Genomic DNA, 14,601 nt, shown 5'->3' on the forward strand with positions numbered 1-14,601 from the left:
AAAAACCTTAACGAGGAGACAAGCATGGACCTTATGTCGAACGACCACCGTATCCAATCCGTTCTCGGCCGCCTTGAGATGATCATCGACAATGAGAACGACAATATCGGTAAGGACCCACAGTTCGACTTCAAGGTCTCCAATGCCCATAAGAGCCGTTGCCTTTATGAGCTGACGATGCTGTTCCGCGATACGCCGCGCGAGGAAATCGCCGCTGGCTATATGGAACAGGTCAAGGGCATCAAGTCCAAGCTTGCGACCAATGCCAGCCGCGTCGAGGCGCATCTGAACGCGGTTCGCGCCGTTGCGGACCTCTTGAAGAGCGCGATCCAGGAGGCCGATACGGACGGCACCTATTCGCAGGAACAGTTCATGTACGGCGCTGCCTCCTGATGTTGAAGCTTCTTCTCACCGGCGTCTGGGTTTGCGCCGTCACGCTCGGCGCGGTGTATTTCTCCGTCCAGTTGGCGACGGCGCCCGCGCCGGATGAGGCGGGGGCGAAAAAAGCCAGTCTGCAACTGGTCAAGGGCGAAAGCATCACGATCCCCGTCATCAATGACGGCGGGGTGAACGGCTATTTCCTCAGCCGGATTTCGCTCCGCGTCGACAAGACCAAGATGGCGAAGATCGAGCTGCCGGCAACGCAGCTGATGACCGATGAATTGTTCACGCTGCTCGCGGGTTCTTCCATGGTCAACATTGCCAACATCTCCACCTTCGATCCCGAAGCCTTCAAGCAGCGCATCCGCGAGGGGCTGAACAAGAGGCTCGATGACGAGGTGGTCGAGGATGTGCTGATCGAACAGCTCGATTATCTGTCGAAGGCCGATATTCGCGAGCAGAACGGTAACGGTACGCCCCGCTCGGTCAAGCTGGTAGAGGGCGAGAAGGCCGAAGTCGGAAAAGAAGCGGCTGCGGCGCCAAGTCATTGATGGCCAAGGGGCGAGGGGCTTCGGCCTGCTGCAGGATGCGGAGCATCTTTCTGGTTAATTGTCTCTTGCCGTATCCCCAAGCATTCGAGAGATTGCTTTCAAGCTAAATTCAACCTGCACCTGTATAAACAGACCCATGAACCACCATCCCGCAGGCCATGCTTCGGATCGGTGGCGATGGGTTTGGTATTGGGGGTTGGCAATGAGTTTCGCGTCAGGTTTCGCGCGGCCGGGATCGCAACGGAATATCCACGGACTGCGCGTCTGTGATCTCGATTGGAATGGGGCGCTGGAATTGGTCAGCGGCAGGGCTTCAGCCTGTGAAGGGCACACGATGCTGTCCTTTCTTACTCTCGAAAAAGCCAAGCTTTCGCTCAAGGACAATGCCTACCGACAGATTCTGGAAAGCTGCCTGCTTCTGCCGCAGGGCAAGGCAATGAGGGCCGCCGCGCGCAACGAGAATGGCGAGCCTCTGCCTGCCGCCATCGACGGCGTCGCCTTTACCATGGCGCTTCTGACCTATATGGCGGTGCCGAAGCGGATCGGTGTGGCGGGAGATGATGCGGCGCAGATCGGCGAGGTTCTCGCCAAGTTGCGGGCGCACGCGCCCTGGCACGATTTCGTCATGCTGAACCGCGATGCATCGGGCGTTAAGGTGGATGTTCTGCTGGCGGGAATGTTGAAGGAAAACCAGGAGACATGGCTGCACCGCACCGTCAGTCGCGAGAATGCGCGGGTCACCATCGCGGTTGGGCCCCTGTTCAAGGTCCTGTCATCGGAAGTGGCCGGCATGCCGGAAATTTTCCGCAAGCTTCACATGAGCTGGCTCTACAGCCTCTGCGCTGAACCCTGGCACATCGCGCTCGGCAAGAGCTGAGACAACGTCCGCAAGCGCCGCGTTAACCATTTGTTTGCCACGATCCTTTAACCTCTCGTAAGGTTTTGACAGTCGCCCGTGGCGGGCGGCACCGAGAGCGGCAGACGGCTTCAGATGGTTGATGACAATCCGGACATGATGGCGATCCGCCCTGACGAGGATGATGTCGCCGCGCCCGTATCGCAATGGCGCAGACATTGGCTGCGGCTCCTGACGTCCGGCTGCATCGCCGCCGCCACCGTTGCCGGGGCAGCCCTTCCGCTTCTGCTCATCGATTCCGGCTTTCGCGGTTATGTTTCGCAGGCCCGGATCGAGGTCTCCCAGACCGCTTACGATGCCCCCGACGCGGCCCGTTTTCTGGCGATGGCACGCCGCACCCTGCTTTCACCCTCCGGGCTTGACCGTATAACCGCCGATCTCAAACTGAAGTCCGCCGATATGGTCGGCGTTCGCAATCAGGGTGAGCTTGGCCTGCTTTTCGACCTTCTGACCGGCGCGGATGCGCGTCCGCTGTCCGCGCGTGAGGCGTTGAACGGTGCGGTGGGCCAGGCGATCCGGCTGGAACTGACACCGGATGAAAATACGCTGATCGTGACCGGCAAGGCCGCGACGCCGGAAACCGCCATGCGGCTGACTGACTATCTTTCGATGCGCGTGATCGCGGATGGCAAGGCCGGCACGATGACACCAGCCATGCGCGAGACGGAGAGGGCGCGGACAAGGCTCGATGAGGCGGAAGCCGCACTGAACGGTTTCCAGATGCGTCACGGTGATGCCGTGATGTCCGAGGTGCAGCAACTTGAGCAGCAGCTGCGCGATGTAAACGACAGGCTTGCCGGAATTACCCCGCAGCAACAGTCCGTCCAGGCTGATTTGACGGCGGCTTCGGCCCTGAAGCCGAATGATGTCTTTGTGAAGCCTCTGCCGGCCGGCGTGGCTTTTTCGGCGCTTGAGGATGTCAGGCAAAAGCATGCGAGCGCCAGCATGGCGCTTGCTGCCGTTTCGGTCGATTATGGCCCGAAACATCCCCGCAGCATCGCCGCCCAGAATGCCGTGGACGCGGCACAGGCACTTGCTGCCCCCGCATTGCGACAGTTACTCGAAGGCCTGCGGGCGGATGAAAAGCGCATCGCTCAGGAGGTCACGACCGCCAATGGCGAGCACAGAAAATACCTAGACCGCCTGAGCGAACTCGGTGTCGCCCCCGGCGAATTCTCGAGATTACAGGGTGAACTGGAAACAGCGCGAAATGCCTATCTGGAGGCAAGCGAACGCCGTGACCTGTCCGCATCCGCCACGCCTGCGGTCGAAACGCGTTTGACCAAGAAGGCAGCGCCGGGAGAATTGACCCGCGACCTGACTCAGGCCGCCATGCTGGCGGGCGGCGGCGCATTAATTGGCCTGTTGGGCAGTCTCTATCTCCTGAGCTACCGTCGCCATGACGAAGAAGAAGAGGGCGCATTGATCGTCGAAGACGGCGCGCAACTTCCATCCTCCGTCGAGCCACCGGTCCAGTTTCTGCAGATTTCGGAATTCGAACCGATCGAGCCGGCTGTGTTTGAAGATCTGCCGGATCTTGCCGCAGAGGGTAACATCGAGCCGGAGGAAGACAGCTTTGCCGATTATTACGGCGAGGCCGTCAATGACGACGACGATATGCCGCTGGACGAGCGTGTGCGGCAGGTCCTGATGGGCAGCCGCACGGTCAGGGCTGCTGATCCGGTATCCTCCGGGCTTCCTCCGCTCCTGGCGGAAGCCCTTGCCGGGCGCTTCGATCATGCTCAGGCCGAAGCCGAGGAACTGATGGAATTGCGACGTCAATTGGCGTTCCTGAGAGAGCGTCTTACCGATTACGCCGATCACCGCGAAGACTACCGCAAAACAGCCTGAAAACGCCGCATTTTAGCTTGCATTCCTGCGAAGGGGGCACCATACGGAGCCTACGTAACCCAGCAGGAGCAGGACGCATGGCAGTTGTGATTGACGGGAAGGCGAAGGCGGCTTCGGTAACGGAGGCGGTCCGCAAATCGGCAGAAGCGCTTGAGGCGGAAAAGGGCACAAAGCCCGGTCTCGCGGTTGTCATCGTCGGAAATGATCCGGCCAGCCACGCTTACGTGAACTCCAAAAGCAAGATGGCCAAGCAATGCGGTTTCAACTCCATCCAGCACACGCTGCCTGAAGAAACCACGCAAGCTGACCTTCTGAAGCTGGTCGGCGAACTGAACGCCGATGCCTCCATTCACGGCATTCTGGTGCAGCTGCCGCTGCCGAAACACTTCAATTCCGATGAAATCATCCAGTCGATCCTGCCCGAAAAGGATGTGGATGGTCTGAGCGTATTGAATGCCGGCAAGCTCGCGACCGGCGATCTCGCCACCGGTCTCATCTCCTGCACGCCCGCCGGCGCCATGCTTCTGGTGCGCGGCATTCACGGCGATGATCTCTCTGGCCTGAACGCTGTTGTCATCGGTCGCTCGAACCTGTTCGGCAAGCCCATGGGCCAGCTGCTGCTGAATGCCAACGCTACGGTGACGATGGCGCATTCGCGCACCAAGGATCTCGCCACCGTCTGCAAGACGGCCGATATTCTCGTCGCGGCGGTCGGCCGGGCGGCGATGGTGAAGGGCGACTGGGTGAAATCAGGCGCGACCGTCATCGATGTCGGCATCAACCGCATCCCCGCACCGGAAAAAGGTGAAGGCAAGTCGAAGCTGGTGGGCGATGTCGCCTATGATGAAGCAAGCGCCGTTGCCGCGGCCATCACGCCCGTTCCCGGCGGTGTCGGCCCGATGACAATCGCCATGCTGATGGCCAACACCGTCATCGCCGCCCATCGCGCAGAGGGTTTGACCGCGCCGAAGTTCTAAGCGGTTTAAAATGGCCAGCTACGCTTTCGGAGCCGGCCCCGTCGACGCGCGGACCACCAGTTCCGCCTTCCAGAGTTCCTGATGAGGTTCCGTCTGGTTGAGCTTGATCCGGTTGATCAGGCGCTGGCCCACACGCACCCCCGCAGCCCTCAGCGACGAGCGGGTGGTGGTGAGCGGCACAGAAAAATTATCGGGTTTCAGCAGCGGCAGCACGTCGTCATGGGCGATCAGCGAAATATCCTTGCCGGGTTTTAAGCCCCGCTGATTGAGCGAGCGGATCGCGCCGAGCGCGAGCGCGGTACTGGCGCAGAGGATGGCGGTCGGTTTTTCCGGGCGTGACAGCAGCGCCTCCATGCCGAGATAACCTTCCTCGTCGGTCATGCTGCCGTGCCTTACATTTTCCGCATGCAATGCCAGACCATTTGCCGCCATCGCCTTTTCCACCCCGAGACAGCGGCGGAAGGTGAAATCATAACCCGCCGGGCCGTTCAGCAGCCCGATGCGCGTATGGCCGAGTTGGAGGAGAAGCTGGGTCGCATCGCGGAAGGCGCCCTCATTGTCCACGTCGAGATAGGGATAGTCCTCCTCCACGCCGATGGAGCGGCCATGCACGAGGAAGGGCAGGGAGAGCGACTGCATCATGGCGATGCGTGGATCGTTATTCTTCATATAGGCGAGATAGATGCCGTCGACGCTGCCGCTGGCCGCCAGACCCCGCAGGGCTTCGCGCTCCTTTTCCGGCTCCGTCGGCATGATGACAAGATGAAAGCCGCTGCGCGACGCTTCCTCACCGAGGCCGCTCAGGAATTCGCCGAAATGCACATCCGAACGATGATGCTCGCCAATCGGCATCACAAGTCCGATGGAGCCAACCTTGCCTGTCGCCAGCCGTTGCGCTGCCGCATTCGGGCGATATCCGGTTTTTTCGGCAGCCTCCATGACACGGCGGCGCGTTTCGGCGCTGACTTCCGGATAGCCGTTGAGCGCCCTGCTGATGGTCGTCTGCGAAATGCCCAGCAGTTGCGACAACTGTTTCAGGTTCATGTCTGTCATTCCTCCATGCGCGCGCCCGAGAATACGGCAAGGCCGCTCCTCACTTCCCAAAGCGCTTTAGATTTTTACCAGCCTCCACCGCATTTCTCAATCGAAAAGGATAGCCGCCTTCCTAATTAAATATGACTATTCATAAGGTGCTGCAACGTTTCCGAATAAAGAGCCTCTTGACTCTGTCTTAATGACAATGAGATGAATAGGCAGCCAAAGCGCTTTGATTGGAGAGGACGCTTTGAGCCTTTTATGTGATGGGAGGTAAATCACATGCGGAAGACTCTTTTGGCGACGGCTGCTGTCATGGCATTGCTGTCCGGTGCGGCCTTTGCCGCCGACCTGAAATTTGCACCCGGCGGGGACGCCAAGTTCAACTGGAAAAGCTACGAGGACTTCAAGGCGGCCCATGCCGACCTGAAGGGCCAGACGCTGACGATTTTCGGCCCCTGGCGTGGTGAGGACGAGGCTCTGTTCCAGTCGGTGCTCGCCTATTTCGCTGACGCGACCGGCGTGAATGTCCGTTATTCCTCGTCGGAAAACTACGAGCAGCAGATCGTCATCGATACGCAGGCAGGTTCGCCGCCCAATATCGCCATTTTGCCGCAGCCCGGCCTTCTGGCCGATCTCGCCGCCAAGGGCTTCCTCGTGCCGCTCGGCGATGTGACCGCCAGCTGGGTCAAGGAAAATTACGGTGCGGGCCAGTCCTGGGTCGACCTCGGCAGCTACAAGGGCAAGGACGGCAACAAGGCCTATTTCGCTTTCCCCTTCAAGGCCGATGTGAAGTCGCTCGTCTGGTACGTGCCTGAGAACTTTGAGGAAGCGGGCTACAAGGTGCCCGAGAGCATGGAAGACCTGCTCAAGCTCACGGACCAGATCGTTGCCGATGGCGGCACGCCCTGGTGTATCGGTCTCGGTTCTGGCGGCGCGACCGGCTGGCCGGCAACCGACTGGGTGGAAGAGCTGATGCTGCGCACGCAGCCGCTCGATGTCTACCAGAAATGGACGACGAACGAGGTCAAATTCACCGATCCGGCCGTGGTCGAGGCGATCAACGAGTTCGGCAAATTCGCCAAGAACGAAAAATATGTGAGCGGCGGTGTTGCGGCCGTGGCCTCCACCGACTTCCGCGACAGCCCGAAGGGCCTCTTCGACATTCCGCCGAAGTGCTACCTGCACCATCAGGCGTCGTTCATTCCGTCCTTCTTCCCTGAGGGCACCAAGGTGGGGACGGATGCGGATTTCTTCTACATGCCGACCTACGCGTCCAAGCCTGAACTCGGCAAGCCGGTTCTCGGCGCCGGCACGCTCGTCACCATCACCAAGGAAGCACCGGCCGCCAAGGCGTTCGTCGAATTCCTGCAGACCCCGATCGCGCACGAAGTGTGGATGGCGCAGTCCAGCTTCCTGACGCCGTATAAGGGCGTGAATGTCGAGACTTATGCCAACGAGCAGATGAAGCGCCAGGGCGAAATCCTGACGACCGCGACAAGCTTCGGTTTCGACGGTTCCGACCTGATGCCCGGCAAGATCGGCGCCGGCGCATTCTGGACCGGCATGATCGATTTCGTCGGCGGCAAGTCCGCCGATCAGGTCGCTTCCGATATCCAGAAGGCCTGGGACGGCCTGAAGTAACAATCGGCCGAACAGATTCCGGAAAAGTGTTCTGCGGTTTTCCGATCAGAATCTGCGGTAAAAAGGCCCGGCGGCTCGCTGCCGGGCCTTACCAACGGAACGGCCCGACGACCGTATAAATCAGCGCGGCGCGGAGAGGATCAAGGGAGGGAACATGGCTCAACAACTCGTGTCTGCCATCGGCGTCATGGTAGCAGGTGTTTTCGCCTGCGCTGCCTATTACTGGCTATCCGACAAGGCGCTGCAGGCAATCTTTCCCGTCCGCTCGGGAGACGTCATTCATGCCTCCCGCAACCTCAACCGCCGCGCCGCCGTCCGGCCGTGGCTGTTCATCGGCCCGGCGCTGATCCTTCTGCTCGTTTATCTGGTCTATCCCGTTATCGCGACGCTGATCCTGTCCTTTTATGACCGCACAGGCAGCGAATTCGTCGGTCTCGCCAATTATCGCTGGGCGTTTTTTGACGCCGGTTTCCGCCAGTCGATCTTCAACAATATTCTCTGGCTGGCCGTCGTGCCGGCCGCCTGCACCTTCTTCGGCCTCGTCATCGCCGTCATGACCGACCGCATCTGGTGGGGCAATATCGCCAAATCCATCGTCTTCATGCCGATGGCGATCTCTTTCGTCGGTGCCTCCGTCATCTGGAAGTTCATCTATGAATATCGCGCCGAAGGTCAGGTGCAGATCGGCCTTTTGAACGCGGTCGTCGAGTTCTTTGGCGGTAGCCCGGAGGTGTGGATTTCCATGCCGCTCTGGAACAACTTCTTCCTGATGGTCATCCTCATCTGGATTCAGACTGGTTTCGCCATGGTCATCCTGTCGGCGGCGCTGCGGGGCATTCCCGAGGAGACCATTGAGGCGGCGGTCATCGATGGCGCCAATGGCTGGCAGATTTTCTGGAAGATCATGGTTCCGCAAATCTGGGGCACCATCGCCGTTGTCTGGACCACGATCACCATTCTCGTGCTCAAGGTTTTCGACATCGTGCTGACCATGACCAACGGCCAGTGGAACACCATGGTTCTCGCCAATCTCATGTTCGACTGGATGTTCCGTGGTGGCGGCGACAGTGGCCGAAGTGCGGTCATAGCACTCATCATCATGGCGGCCGTGACCCCGATCATGGTCTGGAACATCCGCCAGGCCAACCGCGAGATGGAGGGCCGCTGAGATGAATATCGTAAAACGCCTTCGCCGCGTCGGCCTGCCGCGCCTCATCGTCCACGCCAGCGTCCTCGTCGTCGTGCTTCTCTGGCTTTTGCCCACGCTCGGCATTCTCGTCAGCTCGCTGCGCGACAAGGACCAGATCACCGTATCCGGCTGGTGGACGGCCTTCTCCAGCTCCGAACAGACGGCGGCCGTGCGTCTCGCTGATGCTTCCGTGCAGAAGCAGGACGGCAGCCGCTATGTCATATCAGGCAATGTCTTCGAAAACGGCGCCGGCGGAAAGGTCTCCGCCTTCGGCGTGCGCGTGCAGGAGCCGAGAGCCTTCAAAGCTGGCGAGGCGGCCGATATCGGCGATGGCGAGACGCTTCTCGTCAATGCTGATGGCACCTATGAATACAGCAAGGCTTCGAGCTTCGAGGGTTCCCGTGGCAAGCGTGTCTATATTTCCGTTGGAACGCCACCGGTCTTCACGCTCGATAATTATCGAACGGTCCTGACCTCGGAAGGCATCGGCCAGTCCTTCGTCAACTCGCTGACGGTGGCCGTGCCCGCGACTGTCATCCCCATTCTCATCGCTGCCTTTGCCGCCTATGCGCTGTCATGGATGAGCTTTTCCGGCCGCAATTTTCTGATTGCGATGGTGGTGGGCCTGATCGTCGTGCCGTTGCAGATGTCGCTGATCCCGCTTTTGAAACTCTACAACGAAATCGGCAACATCTTCGGCGTGCCGTCCAAGACCTATGCCGGCATCTGGCTGGCGCATACCGCCTTCGGTCTGCCGCTCGCCATCTACCTGCTGCGCAACTACATTTCCGGCCTGCCGAAAGAGATCATCGAAAGCGCCCGTGTCGATGGCGCGAGCGACTTCGAAATCTTCGTCAAGATCATCCTGCCGCTGTCATTCCCGGCACTCGCCTCCTTCGCCATCTTCCAGTTCCTGTGGACCTGGAACGACCTGCTCGTCGCCATGGTCTTCCTCGGTACGCAGAAGGACGAGCTGGTGCTGACCGGTGCCTTGAACGCGCTGCTCGGTTCGCGCGGCGGCAACTGGGAAATCCTCACTGCCTCGGCCTTCGTCACCATCGTTGTGCCGCTTGGCGTCTTCTTCGCCCTTCAACGTTATCTCGTGCGTGGCCTGCTCGCCGGCTCCGTCAAGGGAGGCTGATAATTCCATGAACGCCCATACCAGACAGGATGAGACTATGACCGCTCCGGTGACTTCCGCTTTGACGCCCAACAAGGATTGGTGGCGCGGCGCCGTGATCTATCAGATCTACCCGCGCTCCTATCAGGACTCCAATGGCGACGGCATCGGCGATCTCAAGGGCATCACCGACCGGCTGGCGCATATTGCCGATCTCGGTGCCGACGCCATCTGGATTTCGCCGTTCTTCACCTCGCCGATGAAGGATTTCGGTTACGACGTCTCGAACTATGTCGATGTCGATCCGATGTTCGGCACGCTTGCCGATTTCGACGGGCTGATTGCTGAGGCCCACCGTCTCGGCGTCCGCGTCATGATCGATCTCGTCATGTCGCATACCTCGGACCAGCATCCGTGGTTCGTGGAAAGCCGCGCCAGCCGCAACAATCCGAAATCGGACTGGTATGTCTGGTCGGACAGCAAGCCGGATGGCACGCCGCCCAACAACTGGCTGTCGATCTTCGGCGGCTCCGGCTGGCAGTGGGACCCCACCCGCATGCAATATTATATGCACAACTTCCTGACCTCGCAGCCGGATCTCAACCTGCATAATCCGGAAGTGCAGGAAGAACTGCTCAATATCACCCGCTTCTGGCTGAAGCGCGGCGTCGATGGTTTCCGCCTCGATACCATCAATTTCTATTTCCATGATCTGGAATTGCGCGACAACCCGGCGCTGGCGCCGGAGCGCCGCAACGCCTCTACGGCACCTGCGGTCAATCCCTACAATTTCCAGGAACATCTCTACGACAAGAACCGCCCCGAAAACATCGCCTTCCTGAAACGCTTCCGCGCCGTGCTGGACGAGTTTCCGGACATCGCCGCCGTCGGCGAAGTGGGCGACAGCCAGCGCGGACTCGAAATCGTCGGTGAATACACCTCCGGCGACGACAAGATGCAGATGTGCTACGCCTTCGAATTCCTGGCGCCGGATGCGCTCACGCCGCAGCGTGTTGCCGATGTGCAGGCGGATTTTGCCAGGGCCGCACCGGAAGGCTGGGCCTGCTGGGCTTTCTCCAATCACGATGTCGTTCGCCATGTCAGCCGCTGGGGCGAGCATGTCGAGGATAAGGATGCTTTCGCCAAGGTGCTCTCGGCGTTGTTGATGACGCAGCGCGGCTCCGTCTGCATCTATGAGGGTGAAGAGCTGGGCCTTACTGAAGCCGATATTGCTTTTGAGGATTTGCAGGACCCCTACGGCATCCAGTTCTGGCCGGAATTTAAGGGCCGCGACGGTTGCCGCACGCCGATGGTGTGGGATGCGGGCCATGCGCAGGCCGGCTTCTCGACCTCGGACAAGACCTGGCTGCCCATTCCGGCCGAACACAAGCAGCGCGCCGTCAGCGCCCAGCAGGGCAATGAGGCATCCGTGCTGGAGCACTACCGCCGCTTCCTTTCCTTCCGCAAAAAGCATCCCGCCTTTGCCAAGGGCGGCATCGAATTCCAGCCAGTGGAGGGCGATGTGCTGAGCTACACCCGCACGCTCGGCAACGAAACCGTTCTGTGCCTCTTCAATCTGTCCGCGACGTCAGCAAAGGCGACGTTGCCGGAAGGGAACTGGGAGATTCTCGAAGGCCACGGCTTTACAAGCGGTGTGGACGGCAGAAGCGTAGAACTTCCGGCATGGGGCGCTTTCTTCGCCCGTTACGCCTGATAGAGCAGGGAGGAACAACCCATGACAAGTCTCGTTCTCAAGGATATCCGCAAATCATACGGGCAGGTAAAAGTCCTGCACGGCATCGATCTGGAGATCGAACAGGGCGAATTCATCGTTTTCGTCGGGCCGTCCGGCTGCGGGAAATCGACGTTGCTGCGCATGATTGCGGGTCTGGAGGAAATCACCGGCGGCGAAATGTTCATCGACGGACAGCTGGTCAATGAAATCCCGCCCTCGCGTCGGGGCATTGCCATGGTGTTCCAGTCCTATGCGCTTTATCCGCATATGACTGTTTACGACAACATGGCCTTCGGCATGAAGATCGCCAAGGAAAACAAGCAGGAGATCGACCGCCGCGTCCGCGCCGCCGCTGAAATCCTGCAGCTGACGCAATATCTGGAGCGTTTGCCGAAGGCTCTGTCCGGCGGCCAGCGCCAGCGTGTTGCCATCGGCCGCGCGATCTGCCGCAATCCGAAGGTCTTCCTGTTCGACGAGCCGCTTTCGAACCTTGATGCCGCACTGCGCGTCGCAACCCGTATCGAGATCGCCAAGCTCAATGAGCAGATGGCCGATACGACGATGATCTACGTCACCCACGACCAGGTGGAGGCGATGACGCTGGCGGACCGTATCGTCGTTTTGAATGCGGGTCGCGTGGAGCAGGTCGGTGCGCCGCTCGAACTTTACGAAAACCCCGCCAACCTCTTCGTGGCGCGCTTCATCGGCTCGCCCGCCATGAACATCATCGCTGGGAAGATTGTCGGGACCGGGGAGCGGACGTCGATCGAACTGGCGGGTGGCAAGACGCTCGCCCTCAATGTTCCGACCCCCGCCACCGAGCGGGGCAAGTCCGCCAGCTTTGGCGTGCGGCCGGAAGATCTGAGCATCGTCACCGGCGATGATTATCTTTTCGAAGGGAAAGTATCGATCGTCGAGGCTCTCGGTGAAGTGACCCTGCTTTATCTCGAAGCACCCAAGGGGCAGGAGCCCATCATCGTCAAGGCGCCGGGCATTGTTTCGGTCGCCAAGGGGCAAACCCTGCGTTTCGCCGCTCCGCAGGAAAAGCTTCACCTCTTTAATGCCGAGGGCAAGACCTACCGCGTCTAATTGCTATCGACCTCAAAAACATCCCCCGGAACGTTCGCGTTCCGGGGTTTTTTCTGACCTTTTTACGGCTGTGGAAAAATGTCGGAAATGTCCCGCGTCCGGTCTGTTTAAGCCTGCGCTGATATGAATTGTTAAAGACTATGGCCTAGTCTCGATCCATTGACTGAGCATGGGAGTCTGGGCGTGCAGAGCGGTACGGGTGTCATCAGGAACCATTACCTGAGCAAGGAAGAATCCTTCATGTATGACCGCGAAAACCGGTTCCGCATGGAAGATACCATGAACGCCGCACGCATCGAATATACCGAAAAGGCCGTGATGCACATGGCGGCGCGTCGCTGCGACGTCATCCGCATCTCCCAGACGGAAGCGGTGCTGGCGCTGCTGACGAAATATAACCTGCCGAACCAGTTCTATCTCGATATTCCCGACGCCCGCATCACCAAGATCGGCTGCGTGATGTTGCGCGTCAACGCCAACAACACGATCCATGTCCGTTTCCTGCGCATGCTGACGCAGAAGGAACTGGACCGCATTTTCGTGTTCAGCACACATCCGGCACACAGGGACCGGAAGCTCGATATCAGGTCGTTCTGAGACCTGATGATCTGCGGCCTTAAGAAAGCCCGCCCAGAGCCGTCTGCTTCAGCTTCACATCGGGCACCTCGGTGAAGGTAAGGTCACCGCGCCCGAAATAGGATTTCTGGTTGGTCGCGGACCAGTCGTTGCAGACCAGCTTGTAGCGCTCTTTCTTCCCGGGCTTCTCCGGCATGGCGTAGAGATAGTCGCCGGTACGTGCGGCGAGCGGAATGTCGCCATCCTGGTTGCATCGTTTGAGGATTTGCGCCAGCGCCTCGCCGTCCACTTCCGTGACCATCAGCTTGCCGTCGAAACGCAGCGAGGCGTTGAAATCATAACGGCGAATATCGCCCTCAGGTAGGCCCGCGCCGAAGGAGGTGTGGCCGACGAAACCGACATCTGCGCCGGTTTTTGCGGCGATAAGCTGCGCCACATGGCGGCCCGCCTCGTCGACGGTCATCGCCTTCGCCGATTTGCCGACAACTTCCCGTTCTTCCGCAGTCAGGTGTTTTTCAAGCGTCTGCTCGATCAGGGCCTTGAGGGCAGGGGATGCGGGAGCGCCGCGATCGATGGCGATCGTCTCGATGGCCGCAGCCTTGCCGGGAGCCGCAAAGGTCGCCACCGTCATGGAGGTGCACCATGAGCCGGTGTGGACATAGCGGGTAGCACCCTGTTCATGCACGAAGTTCAGATGGTCATGGCCGCCGACAAGCAGGGTGCCATCCGGCAGCAGCGGCAGGATATCGCGGTCTGCGACGACGCCGGCATGGCTGAGAACGATGTTGATCGCGTCCGGTTTGACGATACCGGGAAGATTGGCCTTGGCCCACTCGACAGGCTGCGGAATGTCGAGCATTTCGCGCGTGGCCTTCGGGTAGGTGTTGATCGCATTGGTGGCGAGACCCGTGAGGATGACCTTCCGCTGGCCAACGCTCACCTCGGCACTTTCGGGCGCATAGGGTTTGCCGCTGCGCTTGTCGATGATGTTGGAAAGCACGGTGATGCCGAGCGCACGGGCGCGGCTGACGAAATTGGCAAGGTCATTGTCGATATCGGGCTCATGATTGCCGATATTGATGACCGTGGGAGCGAGCTTGGCCAGCGCCGTGAGGAAGGTCCATTCGATCTCGCCGGCCGAACGTGTAGCCACCGCGTTGCCCAGTTCGAAAAGATCGCCATTCAGCAGGATGATGTGGGGCGCCTTGTCAGCGGCGATGCGCGTTTCGATGGCCGCGAGAAGCTGGCCGATGCGCTCATAGGCCGAATGCAGGTCGGAGATGACGATTGCACGCAGGGCCACGTCCTGCGCCATGACAGACGTTGCCGCCACCATCAGCGGCAGCATGGCGGTGCCGGCCATAAGCTTCAGCACATCGCGGCGTTTGCTTGAGAAAATCGTCATGTCAGGCCCCATCATCCGAAACTGCGCCGTCGTCCCACGGCTGGCTGGAGAAGGCCCTATAGGGCGATCATCACAGTCGCATGACAAGTTTGACGTTTAAGATATGGGAAATAAAGCGGTTTCTGGCGGCAT

Annotated in this window: 13 protein-coding genes; 11 read left to right on the forward strand and 2 right to left on the reverse strand. The window is 59.8% G+C overall.

Features of this window, described 5'->3' with window-relative positions:
- Positions 1-24: 24 nt before the first annotated feature.
- The 5 genes from ASB65_RS02355 to folD all read left to right on the forward strand — a co-directional run bounded on the left by ASB65_RS02355 (position 25) and on the right by folD (position 4,676).
- Positions 25-393 carry a hypothetical protein gene (locus ASB65_RS02355; RefSeq protein WP_003503347.1) on the forward strand — a complete coding sequence of 123 codons (369 nt, stop codon included), beginning with the start codon at positions 25-27 and terminating at the stop codon, positions 391-393.
- Positions 393-932, forward strand: coding sequence for a flagellar basal body-associated FliL family protein (locus ASB65_RS02360; protein ID WP_003503346.1), 540 nt, complete (start codon positions 393-395; stop codon positions 930-932). The genes ASB65_RS02355 and ASB65_RS02360 overlap by 1 nt, the downstream gene beginning before the upstream one ends.
- A gap of 202 nt (positions 933-1,134) precedes the next feature.
- Complete coding sequence (locus tag ASB65_RS02365) at positions 1,135-1,809, forward strand: WecB/TagA/CpsF family glycosyltransferase (protein WP_035212561.1); 675 nt, start codon at positions 1,135-1,137, stop codon at positions 1,807-1,809.
- Between the two features lie 114 nt (positions 1,810-1,923).
- Positions 1,924-3,699 (forward strand): hypothetical protein, encoded by a 1,776-nt coding sequence (locus ASB65_RS02370; protein ID WP_060722904.1) that lies wholly within the window; start codon positions 1,924-1,926, stop codon positions 3,697-3,699.
- 77 nt (positions 3,700-3,776) lie between these two features.
- A complete protein-coding gene (folD, locus tag ASB65_RS02375; RefSeq protein WP_060722905.1) occupies positions 3,777-4,676 on the forward strand; it encodes a bifunctional methylenetetrahydrofolate dehydrogenase/methenyltetrahydrofolate cyclohydrolase FolD in 900 nt (299 codons plus the stop codon).
- 18 nt (positions 4,677-4,694) lie between these two features.
- Here the strand turns inward: folD and ASB65_RS02380 are convergent, their stop codons facing one another.
- Entirely contained in the window at positions 4,695-5,720 is a 1,026-nt protein-coding gene (locus ASB65_RS02380; protein WP_003503341.1) for a LacI family DNA-binding transcriptional regulator, read from the reverse strand.
- A 273-nt stretch (positions 5,721-5,993) separates the two neighbouring features.
- Between ASB65_RS02380 and ASB65_RS02385 the strand changes: the two genes are divergently transcribed.
- The 6 genes from ASB65_RS02385 (at position 5,994) to ASB65_RS02410 (ending at position 13,085) form a co-directional block, all read left to right on the forward strand.
- Positions 5,994-7,355, forward strand: a complete 1,362-nt coding sequence (locus tag ASB65_RS02385) for an ABC transporter substrate-binding protein (RefSeq protein ID WP_060722906.1) — start codon at positions 5,994-5,996, stop codon at positions 7,353-7,355.
- Positions 7,356-7,509: 154 nt separating this feature from the next.
- Complete coding sequence (locus ASB65_RS02390; protein ID WP_003503337.1) at positions 7,510-8,523, forward strand: carbohydrate ABC transporter permease; 1,014 nt, start codon at positions 7,510-7,512, stop codon at positions 8,521-8,523.
- A gap of 1 nt (position 8,524) precedes the next feature.
- The gene (locus ASB65_RS02395; protein WP_003503335.1) at positions 8,525-9,685 is read left to right on the forward strand and encodes a carbohydrate ABC transporter permease; all 1,161 of its coding nucleotides are present in this window, start codon (positions 8,525-8,527) and stop codon (positions 9,683-9,685) included.
- 37 nt (positions 9,686-9,722) lie between these two features.
- A complete protein-coding gene (locus ASB65_RS02400; RefSeq protein WP_003503333.1) occupies positions 9,723-11,378 on the forward strand; it encodes an alpha-glucosidase family protein in 1,656 nt (551 codons plus the stop codon).
- A 21-nt stretch (positions 11,379-11,399) separates the two neighbouring features.
- Positions 11,400-12,488, forward strand: a complete 1,089-nt coding sequence (locus ASB65_RS02405; RefSeq protein ID WP_060722907.1) for an ABC transporter ATP-binding protein — start codon at positions 11,400-11,402, stop codon at positions 12,486-12,488.
- A gap of 240 nt (positions 12,489-12,728) precedes the next feature.
- Complete coding sequence (locus ASB65_RS02410) at positions 12,729-13,085, forward strand: hypothetical protein (protein ID WP_034501163.1); 357 nt, start codon at positions 12,729-12,731, stop codon at positions 13,083-13,085.
- A 19-nt stretch (positions 13,086-13,104) separates the two neighbouring features.
- Here the strand turns inward: ASB65_RS02410 and ASB65_RS02415 are convergent, their stop codons facing one another.
- Positions 13,105-14,469 (reverse strand): metallophosphoesterase, encoded by a 1,365-nt coding sequence (locus tag ASB65_RS02415; RefSeq protein WP_003503328.1) that lies wholly within the window; start codon positions 14,467-14,469, stop codon positions 13,105-13,107.
- Positions 14,470-14,601 lie beyond the last annotated feature (132 nt).

This window comes from Agrobacterium tumefaciens str. B6, from assembly GCF_001541315.1.
GTDB classification, from domain to species: domain Bacteria; phylum Pseudomonadota; class Alphaproteobacteria; order Rhizobiales; family Rhizobiaceae; genus Agrobacterium; species Agrobacterium radiobacter.

What these genes read in the sequence shown, in the direction of transcription:
- ASB65_RS02355 (WP_003503347.1), top strand. Translation starts at nt 25, where the DNA reads ATGGACCTTATGTCGAACGACCACCGTATCCAATCCGTTCTCGGCCGC.
- ASB65_RS02360 (WP_003503346.1), top strand. Translation starts at nt 393, where the DNA reads ATGTTGAAGCTTCTTCTCACCGGCGTCTGGGTTTGCGCCGTCACGCTC.
- ASB65_RS02365 (WP_035212561.1), top strand. Translation starts at nt 1,135, where the DNA reads ATGAGTTTCGCGTCAGGTTTCGCGCGGCCGGGATCGCAACGGAATATC.
- ASB65_RS02370 (WP_060722904.1), top strand. Translation starts at nt 1,924, where the DNA reads ATGGTTGATGACAATCCGGACATGATGGCGATCCGCCCTGACGAGGAT.
- folD (WP_060722905.1), top strand. Translation starts at nt 3,777, where the DNA reads ATGGCAGTTGTGATTGACGGGAAGGCGAAGGCGGCTTCGGTAACGGAG.
- ASB65_RS02380 (WP_003503341.1), bottom strand. Translation starts at nt 5,720, where the DNA reads ATGAACCTGAAACAGTTGTCGCAACTGCTGGGCATTTCGCAGACGACC.
- ASB65_RS02385 (WP_060722906.1), top strand. Translation starts at nt 5,994, where the DNA reads ATGCGGAAGACTCTTTTGGCGACGGCTGCTGTCATGGCATTGCTGTCC.
- ASB65_RS02390 (WP_003503337.1), top strand. Translation starts at nt 7,510, where the DNA reads ATGGCTCAACAACTCGTGTCTGCCATCGGCGTCATGGTAGCAGGTGTT.
- ASB65_RS02395 (WP_003503335.1), top strand. Translation starts at nt 8,525, where the DNA reads ATGAATATCGTAAAACGCCTTCGCCGCGTCGGCCTGCCGCGCCTCATC.
- ASB65_RS02400 (WP_003503333.1), top strand. Translation starts at nt 9,723, where the DNA reads ATGACCGCTCCGGTGACTTCCGCTTTGACGCCCAACAAGGATTGGTGG.
- ASB65_RS02405 (WP_060722907.1), top strand. Translation starts at nt 11,400, where the DNA reads ATGACAAGTCTCGTTCTCAAGGATATCCGCAAATCATACGGGCAGGTA.
- ASB65_RS02410 (WP_034501163.1), top strand. Translation starts at nt 12,729, where the DNA reads ATGTATGACCGCGAAAACCGGTTCCGCATGGAAGATACCATGAACGCC.
- ASB65_RS02415 (WP_003503328.1), bottom strand. Translation starts at nt 14,469, where the DNA reads ATGACGATTTTCTCAAGCAAACGCCGCGATGTGCTGAAGCTTATGGCC.